This window comes from Halioxenophilus aromaticivorans, assembly GCF_042850945.1.
GTDB lineage: Bacteria > Pseudomonadota > Gammaproteobacteria > Pseudomonadales > Cellvibrionaceae > Halioxenophilus > Halioxenophilus aromaticivorans.
This window is the reverse complement of sequence record NZ_AP031496.1, coordinates 2,014,026-2,037,449: the sequence shown is the minus strand read 5'-3', so window position 1 is coordinate 2,037,449 and position 23,424 is coordinate 2,014,026. Positions and strand designations below refer to the sequence as shown.

At 49.0% G+C, this 23,424-nt stretch carries 18 protein-coding genes and 1 pseudogene; 3 read left to right on the top strand and 16 right to left on the bottom strand.

Going from position 1 to position 23,424, the window contains the following annotated elements; genetic code table 11:
* Positions 1-516: 516 nt before the first annotated feature.
* Together ACGHM3_RS08830 and ACGHM3_RS08825 are read left to right on the top strand one after the other, a co-directional pair.
* A complete protein-coding gene (locus ACGHM3_RS08830; RefSeq protein WP_345418418.1) occupies positions 517-912 on the top strand; it encodes a hypothetical protein in 396 nt (131 codons plus the stop codon).
* Positions 913-1,198: 286 nt separating this feature from the next.
* Entirely contained in the window at positions 1,199-1,567 is a 369-nt protein-coding gene (locus tag ACGHM3_RS08825; protein WP_345418415.1) for a 2Fe-2S iron-sulfur cluster-binding protein, read from the top strand.
* Positions 1,568-1,889: 322 nt separating this feature from the next.
* Here the strand turns inward: ACGHM3_RS08825 and ACGHM3_RS08820 are convergent, their stop codons facing one another.
* The 4 genes and pseudogenes from ACGHM3_RS08820 to ACGHM3_RS08805 form a co-directional block, all read right to left on the bottom strand.
* A complete protein-coding gene (locus ACGHM3_RS08820; protein ID WP_345418412.1) occupies positions 1,890-2,600 on the bottom strand; it encodes a hypothetical protein in 711 nt (236 codons plus the stop codon).
* A gap of 9 nt (positions 2,601-2,609) precedes the next feature.
* On the bottom strand, positions 2,610-3,230 hold the full coding sequence (locus ACGHM3_RS08815; protein WP_345418409.1) for a hypothetical protein: 621 nt from the start codon (positions 3,228-3,230) through the stop codon (positions 2,610-2,612).
* Positions 3,231-4,228: 998 nt separating this feature from the next.
* Positions 4,229-4,476: pseudogene (locus ACGHM3_RS08810) on the bottom strand (Fic/DOC family N-terminal domain-containing protein); the annotation flags it as partial.
* Between the two features lie 281 nt (positions 4,477-4,757).
* Positions 4,758-4,913, bottom strand: a complete 156-nt coding sequence (locus ACGHM3_RS08805) for a hypothetical protein (protein WP_345418406.1) — start codon at positions 4,911-4,913, stop codon at positions 4,758-4,760.
* A 206-nt stretch (positions 4,914-5,119) separates the two neighbouring features.
* On the opposite strand from ACGHM3_RS08805, the gene vapB reads away from it, so the two are divergent.
* Positions 5,120-5,329, top strand: coding sequence for a type II toxin-antitoxin system VapB family antitoxin (vapB, locus tag ACGHM3_RS08800; protein ID WP_345418403.1), 210 nt, complete (start codon positions 5,120-5,122; stop codon positions 5,327-5,329).
* A gap of 52 nt (positions 5,330-5,381) precedes the next feature.
* Here the strand turns inward: vapB and ACGHM3_RS08795 are convergent, their stop codons facing one another.
* From ACGHM3_RS08795 to ACGHM3_RS08740, 12 genes are all read right to left on the bottom strand, one after another.
* Positions 5,382-5,699, bottom strand: coding sequence for a hypothetical protein (locus tag ACGHM3_RS08795; protein WP_345418400.1), 318 nt, complete (start codon positions 5,697-5,699; stop codon positions 5,382-5,384).
* A 120-nt stretch (positions 5,700-5,819) separates the two neighbouring features.
* The gene (locus ACGHM3_RS08790) at positions 5,820-7,670 is read right to left on the bottom strand and encodes a 3'-5' exonuclease (protein ID WP_345418397.1); all 1,851 of its coding nucleotides are present in this window, start codon (positions 7,668-7,670) and stop codon (positions 5,820-5,822) included.
* A 327-nt stretch (positions 7,671-7,997) separates the two neighbouring features.
* Positions 7,998-8,216, bottom strand: coding sequence for a DUF2945 domain-containing protein (locus tag ACGHM3_RS08785; protein WP_345418394.1), 219 nt, complete (start codon positions 8,214-8,216; stop codon positions 7,998-8,000).
* A 9-nt stretch (positions 8,217-8,225) separates the two neighbouring features.
* The gene (pdeM, locus tag ACGHM3_RS08780) at positions 8,226-8,936 is read right to left on the bottom strand and encodes a ligase-associated DNA damage response endonuclease PdeM (protein ID WP_345418390.1); all 711 of its coding nucleotides are present in this window, start codon (positions 8,934-8,936) and stop codon (positions 8,226-8,228) included.
* Between the two features lie 3 nt (positions 8,937-8,939).
* Positions 8,940-11,453, bottom strand: coding sequence for a ligase-associated DNA damage response DEXH box helicase (locus tag ACGHM3_RS08775; protein WP_345418386.1), 2,514 nt, complete (start codon positions 11,451-11,453; stop codon positions 8,940-8,942).
* 3 nt (positions 11,454-11,456) lie between these two features.
* Positions 11,457-13,181, bottom strand: coding sequence for an ATP-dependent DNA ligase (locus ACGHM3_RS08770; protein WP_345418383.1), 1,725 nt, complete (start codon positions 13,179-13,181; stop codon positions 11,457-11,459).
* The gene (locus ACGHM3_RS08765) at positions 13,178-14,221 is read right to left on the bottom strand and encodes a ligase-associated DNA damage response exonuclease (RefSeq protein ID WP_345418380.1); all 1,044 of its coding nucleotides are present in this window, start codon (positions 14,219-14,221) and stop codon (positions 13,178-13,180) included. Before ACGHM3_RS08765 ends, ACGHM3_RS08770 begins: the two co-directional genes overlap by 4 nt.
* Before the next feature lie 558 nt (positions 14,222-14,779).
* Entirely contained in the window at positions 14,780-17,350 is a 2,571-nt protein-coding gene (locus ACGHM3_RS08760; protein ID WP_345418377.1) for a hypothetical protein, read from the bottom strand.
* A gap of 678 nt (positions 17,351-18,028) precedes the next feature.
* Positions 18,029-19,204 (bottom strand): VWA domain-containing protein, encoded by a 1,176-nt coding sequence (locus ACGHM3_RS08755; protein ID WP_345418374.1) that lies wholly within the window; start codon positions 19,202-19,204, stop codon positions 18,029-18,031.
* 18 nt (positions 19,205-19,222) lie between these two features.
* On the bottom strand, positions 19,223-20,068 hold the full coding sequence (locus ACGHM3_RS08750) for a MoxR family ATPase (protein ID WP_345418371.1): 846 nt from the start codon (positions 20,066-20,068) through the stop codon (positions 19,223-19,225).
* Positions 20,069-20,399: 331 nt separating this feature from the next.
* Positions 20,400-22,811, bottom strand: a complete 2,412-nt coding sequence (locus tag ACGHM3_RS08745) for a vWA domain-containing protein (protein WP_345418368.1) — start codon at positions 22,809-22,811, stop codon at positions 20,400-20,402.
* 235 nt (positions 22,812-23,046) lie between these two features.
* Positions 23,047-23,421 (bottom strand): hypothetical protein, encoded by a 375-nt coding sequence (locus ACGHM3_RS08740; protein WP_345418365.1) that lies wholly within the window; start codon positions 23,419-23,421, stop codon positions 23,047-23,049.
* Positions 23,422-23,424: the final 3 nt, after the last annotated feature.

The window sequence follows — 23,424 nt, the reverse complement described above, 5'->3', positions numbered from 1 at the left end:
GGTTTCGTAAACACAGCCTTTTTAGCCTTGGCGTGTGCTGCTCCTTTTATAAAACGCTTCAAAAACTATGATCAACGGATGCCTACCAATATCGATATACGCGCAAACGCCAAACAGATAGAAGTACTATTCTCTTATATTTTGATCATTAGCGTTTACACTCTTGTGCTGTGCTGCCTAATTTATTACCCAACGGATTATTTTGGCTGGATTGAGTGGGAGTTTTAGCACCGTTGTTATAGCGTGCGCTCATAGTTCAAAAGCATCTCCGCGCCGCCATTAACACAATGAATATATTTCAACTAGTTCACCAAACACAAAGTCGAGATTCCTCACAATGGAAACGCGAGGCGTTTATTCAAGCTGGGGCATTCGGTGCCGGAATTCTAGCAGGCGCTGCCATAGGAGCCGTAATAGCGCTTACACCTGGAGGTATTCTGATTGCTTTAGTAGTTGGTGGAATTGCGGGAGTTGCATTAGTTCGCATAGCTCAGGGATTTCTCGGAATGATATGCGATGCCGCAAGCAGTTTTTAACATACCATTTTTCGTCGCAATGGTCTTTACAGTAGCTACCTTCACTATGTTTCTATCTTTCTTAGTACTTCGATTTACACTTACTAGAAATATAAAAAAAACTGCTACTGCGGATCCGGACGGCTGGTTCGACGATGACCACTACCTTGGCATAATGAATACAGCCTTTTTAATGTGGGCTTGTGCTGCTCCGGCAGTAAAAACTTGGAAAAACTACGACCGCAATATGCCCACTAATATTGACGTAAGAGCGAACGCAAAACCCTTAGAAATAGTATTTTCATACATGTTGGCATTTAGCGTAGGAACCCTTGTAATTTGCGCAATCATTTACTATTTAACCGATTTCTTTGGTTGGATAGATTGGGAGTTTTAACGTTATAGCACCGCCTACCCTTTTACCTCAATTACTATCCGCTATGTGATACTCACCCTACACCAAGGTGAAACAGGATTTTGCACCGCTGGTAATATTTTTATCAGCGTTTAATTTCTATAAACGTTTGCGCACTGACCTTCCCCACACAACGATACACAGCGATTACCCCGCCCTCAAATACGATTGAATCTTATTTATCACCATTGGGATGGTACATAAGTTGCACCGGCTTCACCGCTTTAACTGTAAACCTTTTGTAAAATTTAATTAAGGAGTTGAACAGATGGCTACCGTGTATTTTTCATCGCCTATTATGCCGCGCAATGTAAAAGTGCAGGCTATTGCAGGCAAACGAACCACACTGCTGGGTGTGGCAAAAGAAAACAATATCGCTATACCGTTTCAATGTGAAGACGGCCGCTGCGGCTCTTGTTTAATACAAGTGACGCATTTAGACGGTTTTCGTGTAAAAGGTATGAAACTCACCGATAAAGAGCGCAGCGTGCTTAAATCGTTTGGCAAAATAACCGAGCGAGAAGAAGACGCACAAGATGTACACGACTTACCGCCCCATTATCGCCTAGCTTGCCAAACTGTAGTAACGGATGAGGATTTGCTGGTCGATTTCACCGGCGACCCCGGCGGCGCTTGATGCACATCAATTAAAATAATGGCTGACCCATTGTCGGCATCACAACATTGTTAGCTACCTTACAGCAATGCCTACGCTTGCTGTGGGTAGATTTTTAAACATCTGCCGGGCAAGCCCCTTTACACCACAAACGCTATTTGACCTCGCTCAAATTGTTTCACTTTTTATTACAGCCATATTACGCTGCTATAGCCAACCAAGATACCCAAGCTTACGCTGTTAAATCACTAAAGCACAGGCTGGAAGAAGATGAAAAAGTGATAGTATATACCCGTTGCGGATTCTCACTTAAACCCAGCCAACTGCATCAACTACAGGCCCACTAGCCGCGCCATAAAATCATAGGCGGGCCATCTGCACTTAGCTTTGTCAATGCAATCCAGTCTGTGCCTATACCAGACGCCCCGGAAATATTCCAATCTAACCTAACAAACCAGTCTTCAATACCATCGAAGTTGAAATCTGCTTTAGCGACCAATAAGTACTTGGTATTTAACGTTTTTTGAGTGGCGGATACGAAATTGTCGCCAACCTCAGTAATTTCAACACCATCGCGCGCGCCTGCTAGGGTAACGCCGTCTTTACCAGCAACAGAGAGGCTTTGGCCCCCGATATTTGGCGTCGCAACAGATGGAAAAGTGAGCAAAAGCTCTGGAGTAAGCGACTCGGGCCAGTAACTCACAAAGTTAGGAGATGAATCTATAAAGGCCTCCGCAGCCAAACAATTGATATTAACTGTAGTCCAGAATAGATACTGTTCATAGGCAATATCGGTTTCACTGTAATTTGCCAAATCCGAGCAAGTGTTAAAAGCCAGCGTTGGTTCTTCTGCTCCGTAAAACTTTGCGTCTATTTGCACAGTGTCTAAAGAATCAACCTGGGGAGTGAGAGCACGACCAAATATCGAATGGTTAAACCACGGCTGCGCAGAAACCGCGCCATCGCCTTCACCTTGACGCACTGATGAGCAAGCGCTTAAAAAATAGGTCAGAGCCAACCAAGGCCCCACTTTAAAAATGCTGTATATTCCCATTACACAAACCTATGGAACAGTAGCCGACAAATTGTGAGCAAGATTGAAAAGATTTTTACAATAACTATTACGTGCTGGTGACAACCCCTTGCGGCTACATTGATTAGCGGCCACGTCCCACTGCTCTGTCTTAATCGCCTTGTCTAATTGGGGAAAACCCGAAATTAGAGAAGGTAGACCTACATTAAAAACCATATCAAAAAGTGCTTTTTGCACTTCTAAAGGCATGTTTTCAAAATCGCTTTTAAACCCATTAGCCACATTGTAATAGCCGGCCAACTCTTTAAAAAAGCTTTTTAAATGAGCTTCTCTCTGGGCATCTATGTCGATATTTAGCATAAATAATTTAGTAAATTGCTTGTAATAGCCAGCGGCAAAACTCACACCGTAGCTCTGACGAGCTATATTGTCATACTCGGCTTGCTTCTCAGCCAAAGACGCTACAACATTATTGCCCTGTGCATCTTTTTTATACAACTGCACTGATACTATAGCCCCTCGATTGGCCACAAAATGCCCTACACCCACGGTGACATTGCCCAATGTGTCGAGGTACAGATGAGTACTACGCCCCTCGTACAATTCCAAAGATGCTAAAACGTCTCTTTTGATTTTGGGATCTAGCGGCATTCCGAACTCCTTTTCGTTATGGAATTATCAAATAAGATGAAACACCGAAAAAACCGCCCTATACTACCTTCAACCCCAACCACATGACGTGATTGGCTTAACGTTATCAGCTCTCTGCGTACTGGAGAAATCATTAAAAAGATTTAATACCAATGGGATAGAGAAAAGAATCGACACAGGCCATCCACTTCAGCCAGCGCATAGCCATCTATCAAGGGTTTCCTAAAAGTGTCATCCCCGCAGCTAAGGGCTGTGGATCCTGGTTTGTGATGACACGATAGCCGTCAGCGTTGATAGAGTCGAGATTATAACTCGTCACTTTTCGGCTTTCGTTCTGAACTCGACCGCGCCGTGAATAGTGGTATGTTCCATAATGGAACCTACCACCAAGTCCGCCAGCCCCTCGGATTTGAAAATATCACTCACGAGGTTAGCAATAGCTACCCGTGTTGAGCCAAACAGTTCAGCCGCCTTAGCCTGGGTTAACCACGGTGGCACAGCTGCTATTGATCAGCTTTATTGTTAGTGTCGGGACCAATGTCTACAGAAACACCATTGCGACTTAAAGTAGACGATCCATCAGCCCTTAATAAGCAAACAGTGCCGGTGCGACAATAGTCCGGAACTGCTGAGGCACACTCAACCTTACGGGCGTGTATACGCTGTTTCTTTATTTTGATGCGCAGATACAAAACAACTACTAAAAGTATAATCGCAAGAACAAGATACTTAACATATTCCATAAATCAATAAACTCCTATTTATCAAGTTGGCCACTATAGAATCGGCCTAGTTATTAGACAACATTCAAAAGTGCTTTTTGTGGGCTGACTGTGTGGTAGCGGACTTATTGCAAAAAATGCAAAAACTGCAAAAACTGCAGCCGATTTTCTTAGCTGCCGCTACGGCAGTGAACTTCTCGTGATTGGCGCGACATCTTCTCAATTTAGAGGACACCACATTAAATAGTTTCAATCCACGCGCCCGTGATGGGCGCGACGCAACGCTTCTTTGGTGGCTGCGTCGGCACAGCTGCTCTCTTCTGAGTACTGGAACAGTTTGTCGGTGGTGGTGACGTGTTTTCAATTTCGGTACTGGCGCGGGCTTCCAGCAGGGGCAGCAGATTGATCAGCAAGCCCTGATTGGGTAGCAGCTCCCCCGCCTGTTTCAGTTCGGCCTGTTTCAGTTCGGTCAGTGCCGCCCGGGCACTGAAGCAGACTTTCAATAAGGCAACACTTTCCGTCACTTATACGGGCGGTGGCAGCAGTGGAATATCGTTGTAGGGCTGTGATGGTGTCCAGGCCTTGTTTATATTTTTCTAGTATTTCGACACGTCAGCAGTGTATGTCGATGCCATCGACACATTAAGCCTTTATGTCGACAAAATTGTGTTTTATCGACATAACCGTGGGCATAGGCTTAAAAAGCTGCCGAATTTATACATATTCTGGCCGCCTTTTGCCCAACCTCTCTTAGCGGCATACCTTGCCATGACGCCTGAATACCGCACCCAAGTAAACACATGGCCTAGGGTTTTGCCTGCTGCCAAAGGCCAACGTTGAACGCTTCTAGCACTGTATCCAATTGATTGCCCAATACTATATCCAGTTGCTTGGCCCCGCCCCTATCTTCAGATTGATAGATGGCTCCAGCTTTATTGTCGCGATAATCTACACTGCGCAATTACCTCGGCTAGATTCATCATTCTGCCTAGCTACTTTCGCCACATGGGAATACAGTGTTCTTATGCGGCAGCGGTTTTGGCGCGCAAGCTCTTACACAGATCGGTTAAACAGAGTAGATCAGGAGAACCTATGATATTTGCTTAAAACACACCTAAACGCATTCATATTGATGGAACCTAAATTTATGTTAGGAGTAAGTTTACCGTGAGAATTGCATCTCTTTTTAAACACGGCCGAACCCAAGCCGTACGCTTACCCAAAGAGTTTGAATTTGTAGGCATTACTGAAGTAGAGATTAGCTGTGACGGCAATGCGATAGCGCTAAAGCCTAGTCGCAAACCTTGGACCAGTTTGATTGGTGGCAATAAAGCCGGCGACGATTTTGTGGTTGAGCGGGAGGATTTTTTAGAATAGATACATGCCTAAGCATTTGGAAATTGACACCAGGTTTACTGCTTAAATCGGCTCAGCGGCAGCCTTCCGGTAGCGGGTGCTTTTTTAGGGGGTTAACGTAGTCTGCCACCAACAACCCCTCTTGCGGCAGACTTTTAATTTTAGCGGCCAAGGCACCTAGATTTGCCTTTTGCTCCCAAATTTTCACCTCCACTGCCAGTTTGTCAGCTTTGTTAGGCAATACGACCTGTGCGTCGAATTCGCTACTGGCGGCTCGGCTAGCAATATCTACTGCCTTCAGCTTTAAGCCGGTCTCTAACTCCAGAGCGGTAATGGCAGCTCTTAGAATCTTTTGTTCTACAGTTAGCATAGTTGGCGCTGGTTGGGTCATTTGCCGCCCCCTCAGGGTGAGATTGTTCACAAAAATAATATGTTCATTATTAATGTACAACTACAAACAGTGAACAACCTTGCCTCGTGAACGCGGAATTCAAACCAGTGATGCAAGAGCCTACGGCGCCACTAACTCCACCAGCCGCTCGGTAAACGCGGTGGTTTCGCTGGCTGTTACCAGTAGATGTGATTTTGCACGGGTCATACCCACATACATTAACCGCACCTGTGCGGGTAGCTCTTTGGTGACAAATTGCAGGTTGTGGATACCGGCTAGAATTACCCGGTTAAATTCCAGGCCTTTACTGCTGTGGATTGTGAGCACGGTAACTTGGGTTTTGTTAGGGCGGTAATTGAGTTTGGTGGCTTTATCGTACAGGCAGTGATTGTTTACCCCGGCTTTATTCAGTTGAGTAGACAGCGTTTTGGCAAAACTTATGGTTGGGGTAATTATGGCGATGTCGCCGGCGGGTACGCCTTTTTCTAACCATTTTTGTATGCAGGCGTTGATGTCTTTTTGTTCTTCTAATGGATGATTAAATTGCTTAAATATGGGCTCTGGCCCGGTGGCACCGGCGGACTCTGGCGCTATTAGTGGAATATTGTCTTCGTCGGATTCTATGGCGGGGATAAACTCTTGAGCGAAGCGATAGGCAAATTGCAGTATTTCTTTGGTGTTGCGGTAGTTGAGCTTAAGTATGGTGGTGCGCCCTTGCGCTTTTATGCCCACACTTTTTAGCGAAAACTTTAGCCCGGATTTCTTTTTGTAGATGGATTGAGCGTCGTCGTATAACAGCAGCAACGAGTCTGTGGCTGGGTCTACCATTTGGGTAATTAAGGTTAGCCATTCTGGTTCAAAGTCGTGGCCTTCATCAATTAATACGGCACCATACTGGGCACGCGGAATTTGTTGGTGTTTTACATGGTGTATTACCGAGGTAACTTGCCTTTCCCAGTAGGGTTCTTCGCCGGGCAGCACGCTGCAGTGGTAGGCTTTTAGTTGTAGGCCGCACCAGTCGTGGAAGTGGTATACCTGCACTTTGTGGGCGAGTTTGCGCTCGGCAATAAAATGGCGCAGGCGTGCGGCGAGGGAAATGTTAAAGCATAAAATCAATATCGGCTTATCGATATTTTCCGCAATTTGTACCGCTTTAAAGCCTAAAATCATGGTTTTGCCTGAGCCTGCCACGCCGTGAATAACGCGGTGGCCGTGGCCTAGGTTGCGCGCCAGCTGCTCTTGGTGCAGATCCATTACATCGATGATTTCTGGTAATGTGCTGTCGTCCTCAAACAGCTTGCCCTCCGGGTTGAGTAAATCACCTTGGCCGTCGCCCACACGAATTTCTGGAAATAGATGCCACCGAATACGATCTATTTGCGGTAGGCTTAGCTTTTTGCCAAAGCTGTAATTAAACATGCCCCAAAGCTTCTCTTGGAAGGCTTCTACGTCTGTGGATTCGGTCATTTCATCTTGGCAAATCACCAAATGCTCGGGCAGCAGGTGTGCACCCTCCTCCCCCCTTAAAGCTTTGGTAAGCCGCGCCCGGGTTATATTGGCTAGCACCACGCCATACCCGTAGGGGAAGCATAGCTTGCCCTGATGCTTGCTATTGGCTTGTACCAGCGCCGGGTCTGCTTGTAGCGGTCGCATAGCCGAGTATGCCCCCTGCCGCGCCTGCTCCACCGGGTTAGCCTGGGTCACACGGCCGTTTGGCGTCATTATGTCTACGCTGGTTTTAGATAGCCGTTTGAGCGTTTCTAGCTTCCAGTCTTTAACCTCTAAGAACAGCAGGCCACGGCCGGGGTGCAGTACGATAAAGTCTGGGTAGCGACGATCACGGCCGATGGGAATGTCGTACCAGCACAGGTAGTCGTCTTCTAAATGGGATTCTAACCGGCGGGCGAAGCGTTTTTCGCCGTTTGTCATCTTAGACAAACACTGGTTAATATTGGGAATTATTTGTGCCACGGCAGCAGTACATCCTTTTACAAGCCATTGAGGTTAGCGATGGCTTTAATGTTTAGCCGTTTTTAACGATTAGTCAATGTTAGCCGAGGGCCATAAAGTGCAGCTCTGCGCACTGGTTGTGTGGTTAGCGCTGGCTGGGCTTGGATTTAGCTGTGCGAGCGATTGGGGATTAAGTATTGAGGACTGAGGACACCAACCATGGGTAAACGCAGCGGGTACGCAGGCTTGGCCATTGCGGCTGTGGGCCTTACGGTTGTGGCAGGCGTACTTGTAATGGCCACATTGGCTTGGCTGGGGGCGTAACAACCTAGCCCCCTAACGGCACAATTAGGCTTTTTCTAGCTCTGAATGCAGCTTTAGCACTTCGCCTCCGTCACTTTGTTCAATTAAGTACGCTGGGTCGCTTTTACTGCCTTTGCGGGTGACCTCTGAGCCTTTTAAAGTTTTTGTAATTTCTTCTCGATAAATATTACGCACATAGCCGGTGGCACTGCCGTTGCCCCATTCCCACTTTACTTTGGTGTTAGTTTGATAGCTGTTGCTCATCGGTATCTCCTATTTAAGATTCACAATATGTTGGCCCGCAATTGCGTAAACCGCTTTGGTTTTTTTAATCTCAATGCGGTGGCCGCCGGTGAATAAGCTAAACGCCGGCAGTACCGCGTGCTGTTGATAAATTGCAAACACCGGAATATTGCCCAGGTTGCTTTTTGGGATCCTTACCACCGGGTGGATATGGCCGCATAGGCTAAATTGACTGTGCTGCTCTTCGTTTGAGTTACTTTTATTTACAACTTGTTCGTTAGCGTTAAATTCGTGCACCAAGGTCATTTGATCTACGGTAAGTGAGTGCTGAATTAAATCGATATTAAATTGTTGTAGCGCTGCGATACTGGGGCGGTCGTGGTTGCCTAAGATTACGCGCACGGTTACCTCTTTGTGCTGCGCTAGCCATGCGGTTAATGTGCTTTGCACGGGGGGCGATAAGCCCGATGTGTGGTGGGTAAAGTCCCCCAGCACAATCACTTGCTGTGCGTTGTAGTTGGCTATTAACCGGCTTAACCGCTGCAAGTCTTCTTCCATCACCCCGCACGGCACGGCTATGCCCGCAAGCTGAAAGGTTTGCACTTTGCCTAGGTGTAAGTCGGCTATGATTAACGCATTTTGTGCTGGCCAATAGAGCGCCCGCTCGGGCAGCAAGTAAAAACTGTGTTGGTTGATTTTTAGTTGCGTTAATGCGCAATGATTGGCGTTTCTCTGTGGCATAAATTAGGCCGGAATATCCCATTGGGTGGCGAGCTTTTTGAGTATTTCTGCCGCGCTTTCATTACTTAGCGTACTGGTTACCCGCTCTGCTATTAACGGGAAGGCAAAGGGCGTTGGCCGCTCTGTGTGGTTGATAATTAACTGTTGGCTGCCCAACCGTGTTAAACATCGCGCCAATCGCGCCAGCTCAAAGAACTGCTCTAGCGTTTCTTGGTGTGCCTGGGATACCAATAAATTGTTTGGGTCGTAGCGTTGAAACACGTCGTACAGCAGTGAGGCACTGGTTTGCAGTTGCCGCGCCGAGTGACGCTTACCGGGGAAATTTTGCTGAGTTAAACCGGCGATTCTGGCGATATCGCGGAACTGCCGCTTGGCCAAGTTACTGAGGTTGATGCTTTCTAAAATATCTGGCAGCAGGTTGTTTTGGCTAAAGAGCGCTTTGCTAGCAAGCTCCTGGCTAAACTGAACCTCAAAATCAAATGGGTGTTTGGATAACAGCTCTATACCGTAATCATCCACCGATAAAGACAAACTGGTGCGCGCGTTTTTGGCTATTCTTAATGCCAGTAAGGGCGCTAGGCCCTCGTGCACTATGCGCCCCTCGAACGGAAATAAAAAGCAATGATAGCCTTCCCGGGTTTTGCAGGTTTCTACCAGCAATTGATTGTTGGTGGGCACGGAAGACAGCGCCTTTTGCGCATGGAAGACCGGCGCCAGAGCTTTGAATTCCGCTTTAGCCTGGGTGTTTTTACTGTCAAAATTTAGGGTTTCGCGCATGGCTGCCCCCAGGGATTCTGAGATGGGCATTCTGCTGCCGCTCCATTTTGCCACCACATTGGGCTTTGCCTTGCTGAGCTTTACTAGGGCGGCGTCGTCTTCTACCCGAAACAACTCCAACGTACGGCCGGCAAATACAAAGCGGTCGCCGCGTTTGAGCTTGGCTACAAAGCCTTCTTCTACGTAGCCGAGTTTTTTGCCCTTGGCAAAGCGAACCGCCATTTGGCTGTCTGAACTGATGGTGCCAATGTTCATTCGGTGCAACCGCTCCAGGCGCGGTGTTTTTACCGTGTAAAATCCTTGGTTATGTTCAATTTTGTGGTATTCCGGGTAGGCCTTTAAATTACTGCCGCCGTGTTCAACCAACTCTAATACCCAGTCAAATTGCTGGCGGGTAAGGCTTTGGTAACTGTAGGCTGAGGTCACTGCCGTGTATAAATCACTGGCCGTAAATCCGCCCCCCGCCGCACAGGTAACGATGTGCTGTGCCAGTACATCGTAGGCGTTGTTGTAGCTGGGTTTTGCTTCTACTTTTTTGTGCTCCACGGCGTGGCGCACTGCGGTAAATTCTAAAATTTGCAATGCGTTGGTGGGCACGCAGGTAATGTTGCAGGTTTCACCTACTCGGTGTTTTGCCCTACCCGCCCGCTGCATAAGCCTGGCTACGCCTTTGGGGGAACCTATTTGTACCACGTGCTCCACTAAGGGAAAGTCTACGCCTAGGTCCAACGAAGAGGTGCAAACCACTAGCTTGATAAGCCCGCTCTTTAAGGCATCTTCTACAAAGCGGCGATTTTTTTCATCTAACGAGCCGTGGTGTAAGGCAATTAAGCCGGCCCACTCCGGCTTGGCGGCCAAAATCTCCTGGAACCAGCGCTCTGCCTGAGCCCGCGTGTTGGTAAAGATCAGCGTGCTTTGGTTAATTTCCAAGGCCGCTACTAGGCTTGGCAGCATTCGCAACCCCATGTGGCCGGCCCAGGGGAAGGTTTCCATGTTAGGCGGCAGTAGCGTTTGGATATTAATGGGCCGTTTGATTTTTGCATCAATCACCGTGGCTTGGGGTTGGCCCTCGCCTGTATTGTTGCTGATGCCCACAATAACGTCCGCCGCGGCTTGTGGGTCAGCCAGGGTGGCGGACATACCCCAGATTTGAAACCCGGCATTAAATTGCTTTACTCGGCTAAGGTTTAACTCTAATTGCAAGCCTCGCTTACTGCCTACCAACTCGTGCCACTCATCCACTATTACGCAATTTAACTGGCTAAACAGTTCTTGGGCGTTTGCGTAGGACAACAGCAAAGAAAATGATTCCGGTGTGGTGATCAGAATATCCGGTAACGCTAGGCGCTGCCGTCGCCGTACGGATTGCTTGGTATCCCCGGTGCGAGTTTCTACTGTGATTGGCAGCGCCATATCTTGGATGGGTTGCTGGATGGCTTTTTCGGTATCTCGGCTGAGTGACCGCAGCGGCGTAATAACTAGCACCTTAAGCCCCTGCTGCCGCTTGCTCGGTGCTTGTGCCATAAGCTGCATCAACGGCCCCATTAACGCGGCGTAGGTTTTGCCGGCACCGGTGGGCACGTGGATTAAACCACTTTGGCCTTTTTTAAAGGCTTGCCAAGCTTTTTTCTGGTATGGCCAAGGTTGCCAACCGTAGCGTTTAAACCATTGCGCTATTCGCTGTAACGGTGTGCCTAGCTGCCCTTTAGCTATGGGATTGGTGTTCAGTTTGGCCGTCATTCTTTAGGCCCTAGATTTACAAGGCTGGTTTGTATTTTGGGGAATCATTGCGGCGTTAGCGCTATCGTTAAATACGCTGGTATGGCTGTTGGCTTTCTCGTCCAACAGGTGATGCAGCATGGTGATGTTGTCTGCTTGGTCGGCGGTTTTGTCCTGGCGCCAGCGTTTTATGCGGGGGAATCGCAGAGCCAACTTGGATTTGTGCCGGCTAGAGGGTGCGATGTTTTCAAAGGCCAATTCGAATACCAGCTCTGGTTTGACCGACCGCACCGGGCCAAAACGCTCTACGGTGTTTTTGCGTACCCAGGCGTCTACTTTGTTAATTTCACTATCCGTTAGGCCAGAATACGCTTTCGCAACGGGCACCAAGTCATCGCCCTGCCATACGGCAAAGGTGTAATCGGTGTACAGGTTGGCCCTGCGGCCGGAGCCGGGCTGTGCATACAGCAACACGGCGTCTACCGTGTAGGGGTCTAATTTATATTTCCACCACTGGCCTTTTTTTCTGCCCACCAAATATTCCGATTGTTTGTGCTTAACCATTAAGCCCTCAACGCCGAAATTGCGAGCGCTGTTGCGAAGGGCCTCTAGCTGCTGCCAGGAGTCAAAGTTAATGGTGGGCGAAATAAAAAAAGTCGGCAACGAGCCAAGAGACTCTATAAGCTGTTGCAACTGAGCCCGGCGAGACAAGAGCGGTTGCTGGCGAATGTCGTTGCCGTCGGCCTCCAATAAATCGTAGGCCATAAAGACGGCCGGGTATTTGTCCACGGTTTTGGCGGATGGCTTTTTGCGCCCGAGCCGTTTTTGCAAACTGGCGAAGGATTTTGGTTTGCCGTCTTGCCAGCAGAGTATTTCACCGTCTAGCACTGTGCCGCTAGGCAGCTTTTCGCCGGCGGCGATTAGCTCGGGAAACTGTTCAGAAATAACGTCTTCGCCGCGGGACCATAAATACACGCCGCTTTTATGTTTCAGCAACTGGCCACGAATGCCGTCCCATTTCCATTCTGCAAGCCAATTCTTAGGCGTAGCTAATTTAGATTCTAAATATTGCTCCAGCTCCTCGGTTTTATAGCCCTCCGGAAATTCCGCCTGTAGCGGATAAGCCAAACAAAATGGATAGGCTTTTGCGCTGTCCGAGGCTTTGGCTTCTGGATTTAATACTTGAGCAAAAAATTCAGCGCTGGGTTGCCATTTGCCGGTTAACCGATGGGCTAACACCGCTGGTGGCACACTACTTACGGCGGCCAAGGCTTTATATACTGTGGCTTTGGCAACGCCAACCCGAAAAGCGCCGGTGAGTATTTTATTGAATACAAAGCACAGTTTGGTATCCATTTTTTGCCAAAGCGCTTTTATCTCTTCGCCTTGTTGCTCCTTGCCGTGACTCCTGAGCGGCAATACGGTGTTTTCTACAAAGTCGTGCAATGGCGTATCGGGCAGCCGATTTTGGTCACCGGCCACGAGCAGTGCTACGGTTTCGGCGGTATCCCCTACTCGGGAATAGCTTTCTGCAAACAGCCACTCTGGCATCTGCTTTAGTTCGCGCGCCCACAGCTGTAAGTCTCTGGAGGTGATAAACCGCTTAAAACGATTGCCGGTTAAAAACGCTGTGGTCCATGCTGCGTCGGCAGCCGAGGCGTTTTTGTAATAACTCGCCAAAGCATCCACTTTATGGTTGGTGGAGGTGCTGGCGTCGATATCCCAAAACAATTCCACAAAACGCTTCATTGCTCTGCCGTCTCGTGAGATACCTGTAGGGTAGTTTGAGGCTGAAGCCGTGGTAACGATGACAAGCTGTCTGCCTGAACATCGATACTGCGCAAGTAACGCGTCAGAGTCTCTTCGTCGCCATGAGTGGCATACACCTGGCGGCACCCGGTTTGCTGAACGGTATCGATAAGCCCCTGCCAATCGGCGTGGTCCGACATTACAAAACCCCGGTGGTAACCTCTTCGGCGCCTGGCGCCTCTTACTTGCATCCAGCCCGACGCAAACCCGGTGGACACATTTTTAAAACGCTTCATCCAGGTGGATCGATGGGCCGAGGGTGGCGCTACAACCAGCCCGCCGGTGTAATCGTGGGATTTCTCTAGCTGCGCGGTGTTTTGCACAGGCAGCATTGCCACACCCTGCTGCTGGTATATCTCGTACAACGGCATTACCGCACCGTGGGCATAGACGGGCTCTTGTGTGAAGTTGACCAGCTCCGCAAGCACCCTTTGAACCTTACCGAGGGCATAGCAGAATAATATTGATGTGAGGCCTTGTGCGCGGTTGGTCATCCACCAATCGTAAATCTCCCCTGCCGTTTCCACGCCCGGCCGCCAGCGGTAAATTGGATTGGCGAAGGTGGCCTCGGTGATAAACACATCACAGGGGATCACCTCAAAAGGCTCTGTGGTTGGATCGTAGCAACGCTTATAGTCACCGGAAACAACCCATACCTGGCTCTCGTTGGCCACTCGCACCTGTGCCGACCCACGAATATGCCCCGCAGGGTGTAGGCTAACGGTGACGCCGTTAAAAGCGACCTGCTGGCCATACTCCAGTGCCGTGAGCTGGATGTCCGCCCCCAGGCGGTGGCGCAACAACGGTTCTGACGCCGCACTACACCAATAACTGCCCATCCCAGGGCGAGCATGATCGCTGTGCCCATGGGTGATGATTGCGTTGCCCACGGGCCGGTAAGGATCGATATAGAAATCGCCATCCGGGCAATAGAGCCCATTAGGCGTATTAACCAGTACCGCTGTTTCAGTAGCCGTCATATTCCCATGGCCTTGTGGCATCACTCGCTTAGATAGTTAATTAATAAGGCAGTCTGTTGCTCGGTAAACAGGCCCCAGAAATTAGCACCATGGCCTTTTGTAGGTGCTGGATCTCCTTACCCGGCAGTAACCGCTAATAAGCTGAAGGGGGCAATTTCCGCACCAGCGCGATGAATCATCATTACGCAGCCTATTTGCGCCAGTTAGCGTACGAATTGGCGGTATTTCCGGATCTGCCGGACAAAAGCACAAATATCGAGTGTGCAAAAAGGATCTGGTTTGAAGTTGTTACAAAGTGCGAGGCGGTCGCCATGCGTAATTCGGCTCGCGCAATGCGCTCTTGAAAATGCGAAATGTCTACTGGCCGGAAACAGAAAGTGGAGAAATAGAAAGCAGGCAGGTTGTATATAAGCAAAGACTAGCACGAATTAGCCTAGGGGCCGGTAGCAGGAAGCAGGAAGCAGGAAGCAGGAAGCAGATTACCAAAGTACAAAGTAATCAGGCAGAAAAAAGCCCGCTGTGTTAGAGCGGGCTTTGGGGCTTAGCAAGGTAGCTGGTTTAGCTACAAGTATTCAGATCATTCAGCTTAAAGGGCGCTGACATCAATACCTTGTTAGGTCCTAAGTACACCTTGGCATTCGACGGGCTGGTGATCTTGAAGCAGGTGTTGCCATTGGCAGGTACCACCGCTCCAAAACCATCTGCTGAACTTGCCCAGGCACGCATTCTGAATTTAATCATTTTAGCGGTTTTGCTGAATTCATCGTGGCTTTCCAAGCTGATCTTGTTGAAGGAGTTGAAGCCACTGCCAGACCATAACAAACCTGAATAATCGATACTGCTGCCACCTGGAGAAACGTACATGAACCACTTGTTATCAGTACAGTTCTTCCAAATGTACGCACCTTTGTTAGCACCGAAGGAGAAGTTCGGGCGGCCACAGATTTCAATGTCAGAAGGCTTGGTAACCGGGTCTGTAACAACAGGGTCAGTCACTACTGGGTCTGTCGGTGTAGTGGAGCCGCCGCTTGAGCCTTTAGGACGAATCAATACAGCTGCATCGTAACCAGTGAGGCTTAGCGTGTTTAAGCTCTGACCGTTGTTGAACGAAGGATCTTGGGTACCAAGAATCTTCTGGAAAGTACCGCCCAAGTTAACGTTAACAGTAGTATCGGAGCCGTTTACTACAACAATACCGTTCTGGAAATCACGTCGGAAGACGTTGGCGTTGCCTTTAAACAGGTGAACCGTGTCTAAGTTCAGCGCGATGTTATCCTGGCCGACATTGAAAGAAATACGGTTGCTGCCGGAAGCCTTCGCTTTGAAGGACATGATATAACGACGCCAGGTGTTACCTACCAAGAATCGCTCACCATGGCCACCAACGTTCGCTTTAACAATACGGTGGTCGTTTGCGCGAGCCGTGAACACCAGGGTGTACCACTGGTTTTTGGTCAGGCTTGCACTAGGGCCTTTAACCATGGCGCCAGACAAAGAGCTTTGGAAGCTAGTGTGCTTGCTAATTTGTAACGAGCCTGCACCGTCCTTTTTGGTACCAGTATTACGGCTAACATTTACTCGAGTACCAGTCCACCCGCTCACGTTGGAGTCGAAAGTACCACCATTGCCGATCAGCGATGCGGAGGCTACGAATGCCGACTCATTGTAAACCCGGGTGTAAGGGCCCAATGCGTTACCCAACCAGCCGGTATTATTGCGAATAGCTGATTCATCGGTGGAGTTACGAGGCACAGCGGAACCGTAGTTGCTAGAGTTCTTATTGGTGTATACCGCAAACTCGTCGTACCACACGTCTGGGTGTATGGTGGAGTTTTGACTGCCGAAGTAACCGTCACTCAGCAAACCCATACCCAGTGCAAAACGGAATGGTTTGTTGGAGTTAGCACCGGTACCTTTTTTGTAGATTTTGGTAGGCGTTTTGGTTAGCACATGGCTAGCACCAGGCCCTTGGGATATGTGATGTACGTAGTAGCGGTAGTTAGCCAGCTCGGCACTTAAGGAATTGTATTCCGGTACCACGGAGTGGTAGCCATTAGACTGCGGCCAGCCCTCCATTTGGGTACCACTGGTGTAGTCGAAGCCACGAGCCAGTTGATGACCAGTAACCACGTACTTGGTAGGAAAAGCATTACGCATGGAATTATAGAAGCCATCCAAACCAGCACCCCACCAGTTAACACCACCACCAATACCATGATCGGTGGTCAAATCGTTGTTGGCGTCAGCCTTTTTGCTGGTGAACAAGTAGTGGAAGTCGGAATCAAACAGAAAACCAGAGAGCTTAACGCTGGTTTTGTTGCCTTTATAATCCTTGGTGGAGTTGTTTTTAAAGAACTGAATCGCCGCTTGGGAATAGGTTCTGCCATTGCCGTCTTTAGGGCTTTTAGTACTTACGTTGAACTTCCAGTTCAGGGTACTACCGCCTTGCCCAACCACGTGCTGAGCAATAATGCTACCCGAAGAATGGGAACGAGCAGCAGATTTGAAGCCACGCTGGATAGTCAGGGTTTTAGTACTGTTATTTTTACCGATAATCTTAACGTGCTCGGCATTGGCGAACCCGCCGGCCGGTGCGTTGTAAATTACGGCGTAGGAGCCCACTGAAAACCGAGCAGAGTCTGCGACTTTAACGGTAGTAGTGCCGGTGTTGATGGCTTGGCTAGTTTTGGTACCAGCCTGATACAGCCAGTGGCCAGCGTAAACACTACAGCCTTCGGTTTTGCCGCCAGTGGTTTGGAAAGGGATACCCTTACCATGCCAACAGTGGTTGTTGCCGTGAATATACTCTAGATACTCTGCAACCTGTGAACCCTTGAACCAGGTAGAATCAGGATTAGCGGCCTGAATCTGTGCAACCTTTTTGGCGACTTCTGAACCCGTGGAGATGATATCGTACTTAGTGTATTGCTCTACCCCACCCTTCAGAGATTGAGTCTCTGATAGAATTGTGCGAGGGAACTTGTGCACGCTTAAATTGGCCTTGTTGGCAGTGGACGAAGGAACTCTAGTTTCTGCGTCGTTCATGTAGGCAGGTGCTGCGAAAGCGCTTTGCGCACCAAGGATGGCTGAAAGGATTAAACTACTACCGGCTAGGAGACGTTTCTTCATAATAGATTCGTAGATATTGCTCGGTTCGATGAATTTAAGCTTAATGCAAATGATTTTGTAAAAATTATAATATTAGTGGTTGGGGGGTCAACCAAAGGGGGGAGATAACTTCCCAGTACGGGGCATGCGTCACAGTTTTAAGCCAATACAAGTAATGATTGGTATCTCAAAGGTCGATTAGCGCCGGCTGGCGGTGTGACGTGTGGCAAAAGTTACATAGGGTTTGAAGAAACGTGACTGTTCAGCAACGGCGATAATTATTCCAGTTCCCGCTGCAAACTTAAAGTATTACTTTAAGTTTCTGTTTGTTTTTTAACACAATTCCTAACATAAACTTACATACGTTTAGCTTAGGTTAATTTTTAGCATAGTTTTTTTACCACCGTCAAATAATAGTTTGGCCTAATACAGCGTGGTTAAGTGCCCCATGCCGCTCAGCCAGCAGCCAGCAACCAACAGGGCTAATTTTTCAGCAAATCTCGTGAACTATTAGCCTCCGTAATTAATATGATTTTTTAAGAATGGCCAATCATTATTTCTGCAGTGCCGTTGTTGCATTACTTGTAAGGCCGCGCTTGGCCAGTCTATTTTAACCTGCCCTTTTAATGACCGTGCTCATATAACTCAGCCTTCTGCCGAGTAGCCACCCTCTTCCAAGCGCTCAGCATCTGTTACGCGTCAGCGTTGCAATTCGGCGATTGCTTGGTCCAGCCCTTCTAATGTCATTGGATACATACGGCCATCCACTAACTTATGCACGATTTCGATGCTCTGGGTGTACTGCCAGTGGCGTTGATCGACTGGATTTAACCAAATGACTTTGTTAAATCTATCGGTGAGCCTTTGCATCCAGGTAGCCCCTGGCTCCTCGTTCATATATTCCACACTGCCAAAGCGGGCCATGATCTCATAGGGACTCATGCTGGCGTCGCCTACAAAAATCACTTTGTAATCTTGGCTAAAGGTATTTAGCACATCGTATAACGGGGTGGTTTCACTGGTACGGCGGGCGTTGTCCTTCCATACGTGGTCGTAGATAAAATTATGGAAATAAAAATACTCCATGTGTTTGAATTCTGTTTTGCAGGCAGAAAACATTTCTTCACACACACGAATGTAAGGGTCCATGGAGCCACCCACATCAAAAAACAGCAATACTTTTACCGCATTGTGGCGCTCGGGGACCATTTTAATGTCCAACATGCCGGCATTATTTGCGGTGGAGCGGATGGTATCGTCGAGATCGAGTTCCTCGTTGGCGCCAGTGCGGGCAAACTTGCGCAGTTTACGTAGCGCTACCTTTATATTGCGAGTACCCAGCTCTACGTCGTCGTCGAGGTTTTTGAACTCACGCTTATCCCATACTTTTACGGCGCTTTTATTCTTACTCTCGCCGCCGACTCTGATGCCTTCTGGGTGATAACCGCTGTTGCCAAAGGGCGAGGTACCCCCGGTACCGATCCATTTGCTGCCGCCTTGGTGCCGTTTTTTTTGCTCTTCCAGGCGCTCTTTAAATTGCTTTATAAGCTCCTCCAAGCCACCCAGTGTTTTTATTTTGGCTTTTTCTTCTTCCGTTAGGTGCTTGGTAAATTCAGACCGTATCCAGTCATCAGGGATCAGCGCATCTAAAAAATCGTCAATCGCTTCTAGGCCATTGAAGTAAGCCCCAAAAGCACGATCAAAACGGTCGTAGTATTTTTCATCTTTTATTAAGCAGGTGCGCGCGAGCAAATAAAAATCATCGATGCTCCCAAAGGCGATCCCTTTCGACATAGCCTCCAACAGCATTAGAAATTCTTTCACCGAAACAGGAACCTTTGCGCTGCGCAAGCTGTAAAAAAAATTGACCAGCATAGCTTTACCCTATTCCCGTTATTTTTGTTCCCGGCGGTGCATGAACGCTAGGCGTTCTAGCAATTGAACATCCTGTTCGTTTTTTAATAGGGCGCCGTATAAGGGAGGTATCGCCTTGGTAGTATCACGACTGGTGAGGACCTCTTCTGGTATATCGTCAGCCAAAATTAGTTTCAACCAATCCACCAGCTCAGAGGTGGAGGGTTTTTTCTTTAAGCCAGGCACCTTACGTACATCAAAGAAGATATTGAGAGCGTCTTGCACCAACTGCTGTTTAATACCGGGGTAATGCACCTCAACAATTTTTTGCATGGTGGCTCGATCAGGGAAATTAATGTAGTGAAAAAAGCAACGGCGCAGGAAGGCATCTGGTAGTTCTTTCTCATTGTTACTACTGATGATAACAATGGGCCGAGTAATGGCCTTGATGGTAGCACCGGTTTCGTAGACAAAGAATTCCATTTTATCCAGCTCTACTAATAAGTCATTGGGGAATTCAATGTCGGCTTTGTCAATTTCATCAATCAGCAATACCACTTGCTCGTCGGCGGTAAAAGCCTCCCACAGCTTGCCCTTTTTAATGTAGTTGCTGATATCTTTAGCGCTGTCGCGGCCTAGCTGCGAATCTCGCAAACGAGATACGGCATCGTATTCGTACAGGCCCTGCTGGGCTTTTGTGGTGGATTTAATGTGCCATTGGATCAATGGCTTGCCCAACGATTTAGCCACCTCCTCGGCAAGCAACGTTTTACCGGTGCCGGGCTCTCCTTTTACCAACAAAGGTCGCTGCAGTGTTATTGCCGCATTAACTGCCAATTGTAGGTCGTCTGTGGCAACGTAGGTTTCAGTACCTGTAAAGCTCATTGATGCTCTCCCAACTCAGATGTATTCAGTTTTCCCTATCATAATCGGGCTTTATCAATTGCAAAACCCGCTGTGTTGGTATCTTTGTTGTTTTTCTATCCGTTGAATCTAGGCCACGGACACGGGTGATTAAATTGCCAGAACTATGACCGGAAACATCATTGACAGGGCTATCGAGACTAACCTTTTATGCAGGGAGTCGTTGGTGGGGGTTGAGCGCTAATTGAAAGATTGTTGAAAGGCTTTGCGAAAAAGGTGCCCCACCGCTGGCTTGTTAGTGCAGCGGTGGTCTGAATGCAGCGGTGATGTTAGAGCAGATGATTGACTAGCGTTACTTCTTATCTGGGTCCCAGTCCTCCAGGGTAAATTCTTCGTCGTCTTCGTCATCCAAATCCGGCAGGTCTGCCGTGGCTTCGGCCAGCATGGCTTCAAGATCGTCCATAGGCGCGTCTGGAATCTCTGCTTCTTCTTCCGCCGCGGGCTCTATCTCTTCGTCTTCAGCCAAGTCTGTGGCTTCATCAACCCCGGCATCTTCGGTGTCTGCCGTTTCATCTAAGTCCTGTGGCGTTTCTGGCTCCGGGTCTTGATCGAGGCTGAAGGCTTCTCCCTCTTCCAGTTCAGGTTCTTCCTCTGGTTCTTCCTCCGGCTCAGACTCAGTATCTTGATCAAGGTCGAATACGTCTTCTTCTTCGGCGGTCTCGGATGCATCGGTGGCGTCATCCACAGCTTCGTCAACGGCCTCATCCAAATCGCTGGCGTCGTCCATTTCCGCGGCATCGGGCTCAGCCTCTTCGGCGATTTCCGGCTCTGGCTCAGGTTCTGGCTCCGCCTCGGGTTCAGGCTCTTCCGCTACGTCTTCGCCATCGTCAATATCCGCCATGGCTAAGGCATCATCGGCGGCCTCTTCCTCGGGCTCTGACTCCTCCGTGTTAGGCTCTTCTTTTTGCTCTGGCTCTTTTTCTTCCTGGTCTTCAGGCTTGTCTTTTTTACCGCCCATTAATTTGCGGTAGGCAAAATATGCTAAGCCAAATATCAGGAGGTTACCCACACCCAGCGCAACGTATATCCACCACGGCAAGCCGCTACTGTCGTCCTCGGGTTCAAGTTCGGACTCTTCTGGCTCATCCTCTGCGGGTTCAGGCTCGGGCTCTTCTTGCTCCGGCGGCTGAGGCTCCGGCGCGTTTATAATCTCGCCCTCGGGATAGGAAAACTCAAACTCGGGGTGATTATATTCGTAGCCAGTACCGTTTGTTTCAACCACGTCTATGGTTAGGTTAACCGTATAAACGCCCTCTTCTTTTGGGCTGTATTTCAGTAACCAATCGTCCACCTGGGTTGCCGGCACCGGTAAAATCGAAGTGCCACCGGAGGGGGTTTTAATTAACGCAATGACACTGGTTTCATCAAAATCAATGGTTTGAATAAACGGCGTTACAGACAACTCATGGGGCATACCTGGCTGGGCGCCTGGGCCAAATTCCACGGCAAAGGCATCGCGCACGGTTACCGAGTGTTTTATTTGGCGCTGGAAACTTTTGCCATCTAGAGCGATGGTCAGCTCGTATTCTCCGGGCTGATTAAAGTGCGGCAGCCTACTGCGGAAAATGCCGTTGGCGGGCACTCCGGTTTGCGCCATGTTCATCATTTGGCGACCTTCGTCACCACCAAATGTGGTTGCGGTTAAATCCACCAACTGCAAGAAATCCATGGCAGTAATGGTTTCACCGTCCTCCTGTAAACGAACATCCACCGGTAAGCGTTGCCCGCGGAATAAATTGGTGGGCATGGTTTTCACCACCAAGTTCAAGTTGCTAACCACGGTCACCCGGCTATCGGGAGCGATGCCGGTGAGCACCTGCCACTCCCCTTCCAATGGTTGCTGCAGTGTTATTAGGTCGTAATCCAAACCCGAAAACCAACTTACATCGGGGTTACCGTCGGCCTCTACCAAGCTATAGCGGCTGCCGTCCGGGCCCTGCAAAACGGTTGGCACAACTTTATCTTTACGAAATACCAGTGCCGTAAACTCTTCCACACTGGAGTCAATAGCGAAGCGGTCTTCCGCCAACGGAACCTGCTCCGCCGGGGCGGCCTGGTCGAAGGTGGCCAAAAACGCTTTCATTAATTCATCGGCGGTTTTTGCCGTGGCGGCTTTGCCATTGGTGGCTAAAGCTAATTTATTGAGCAGCTGGCTATCGGCTTTATCAGACAGCGCAATGGTGTGCACCCGCACTCCGGCTCGGCGCAACTTGGGAATTACCTCATCAACGATACGGCGCCACTCTTTTTCGTTGACGCCTGGGTCTTTGGCAATATCCACCATGCCGTCGGTGAGAATAATGACGTTGGTGGCATCCTTGGAGACATCGCTCAACCCGGCTTCTTCCAGCGCTAGGCCAATATTGGTGAATAGCCCCACCGAATTGATGTCACCCGATTTGCTAACTGCGGTTTGCTTCCAGTTGTCATCCACCGGGCCGTGGGGCACCAGTTCGGTTGCGTATTGGCCAAAGGTCCACACACTGGATTCCGCCCCGGCCGGCAACAGTTGCACCAGTAACTCCACAGCTGGCTGGCGCAAGTTGGCTGGGTCATTGCGTTTCATACTGCCAGAGATATCAACCACCAAGCGCACATCCGGCGCCTGCTGTGCGTAGCTCTGGCCGGCCAAAGGCAAACACACCAGCCAGATAGCAAGTGCTAATATTCGAGTACTCGGCCTTAGGGCATTGATCACAATCACAACCAGTCCTGTTCTGCTGCAACTTAAAAATTTACTTTTCTGTAAACTGTTATCGGCAGGAATAAGAAAACTTAACGGGTGGTATTGGGCCCCACTGGGTGTTTAAGGATGCAGACTTAACAACGCAGGCTTAGGAACAGGGGCTTTCAGAGCCCGGGGACTAGAAGAGAGACTTAAGGTGCCGGCAGCGCAGCCAGTTGTAACGCCTACGTTAGCCTGCCGGAATCGATGGCGCTTAGGCTTCGGTAGCCGGTGCTTTAGAAGCCTCGGAATCGTCTTGTTTTGGCGCAATGCCAAAAGCTCGTTTCACAACTATAACAATGCCCGCCAACACCGGAAACAACAGCACTGCTGCCGCCGAGGCAATACCTAAGGTTGGCCCTACTCGTCCAAAGCCAATGCTGGGCACAAAAACACCCTCAAACATCATTATGAGCCAGGCCGGAGCCATCTCTTTAGCATCAGCATGGATATTAAACGGCACAAAAAACAACGCGCACAGAATCAGCAGTAGCGGAAATTTAACCCAAGCCACCCAGCCGCGGGCAATACGCCAGGCCACCAAAATGAGCAGCGCTGAACCTACCCAGTAGATGATCCATGCGTTCATGTA

Bases quoted from the DNA above. Each gene is read 5' to 3' on its own strand.
- ACGHM3_RS08830 (WP_345418418.1), top strand. From the start codon at position 517: ATGCCGCAAGCAGTTTTTAACATACCATTTTTCGTCGCAATGGTCTTT.
- ACGHM3_RS08825 (WP_345418415.1), top strand. From the start codon at position 1,199: ATGGCTACCGTGTATTTTTCATCGCCTATTATGCCGCGCAATGTAAAA.
- ACGHM3_RS08820 (WP_345418412.1), bottom strand. From the start codon at position 2,600: ATGGGAATATACAGCATTTTTAAAGTGGGGCCTTGGTTGGCTCTGACC.
- ACGHM3_RS08815 (WP_345418409.1), bottom strand. From the start codon at position 3,230: ATGCCGCTAGATCCCAAAATCAAAAGAGACGTTTTAGCATCTTTGGAA.
- ACGHM3_RS08795 (WP_345418400.1), bottom strand. From the start codon at position 5,699: ATGACCCAACCAGCGCCAACTATGCTAACTGTAGAACAAAAGATTCTA.
- ACGHM3_RS08785 (WP_345418394.1), bottom strand. From the start codon at position 8,216: ATGAGCAACAGCTATCAAACTAACACCAAAGTAAAGTGGGAATGGGGC.
- pdeM (WP_345418390.1), bottom strand. From the start codon at position 8,936: ATGCCACAGAGAAACGCCAATCATTGCGCATTAACGCAACTAAAAATC.
- ACGHM3_RS08775 (WP_345418386.1), bottom strand. From the start codon at position 11,453: ATGACGGCCAAACTGAACACCAATCCCATAGCTAAAGGGCAGCTAGGC.
- ACGHM3_RS08770 (WP_345418383.1), bottom strand. From the start codon at position 13,181: ATGAAGCGTTTTGTGGAATTGTTTTGGGATATCGACGCCAGCACCTCC.
- ACGHM3_RS08765 (WP_345418380.1), bottom strand. From the start codon at position 14,221: ATGACGGCTACTGAAACAGCGGTACTGGTTAATACGCCTAATGGGCTC.
- ACGHM3_RS08760 (WP_345418377.1), bottom strand. From the start codon at position 17,350: ATGAAGAAACGTCTCCTAGCCGGTAGTAGTTTAATCCTTTCAGCCATC.
- ACGHM3_RS08755 (WP_345418374.1), bottom strand. From the start codon at position 19,204: ATGCTGGTCAATTTTTTTTACAGCTTGCGCAGCGCAAAGGTTCCTGTT.
- ACGHM3_RS08750 (WP_345418371.1), bottom strand. From the start codon at position 20,068: ATGAGCTTTACAGGTACTGAAACCTACGTTGCCACAGACGACCTACAA.
- ACGHM3_RS08740 (WP_345418365.1), bottom strand. From the start codon at position 23,421: ATGAACGCATGGATCATCTACTGGGTAGGTTCAGCGCTGCTCATTTTG.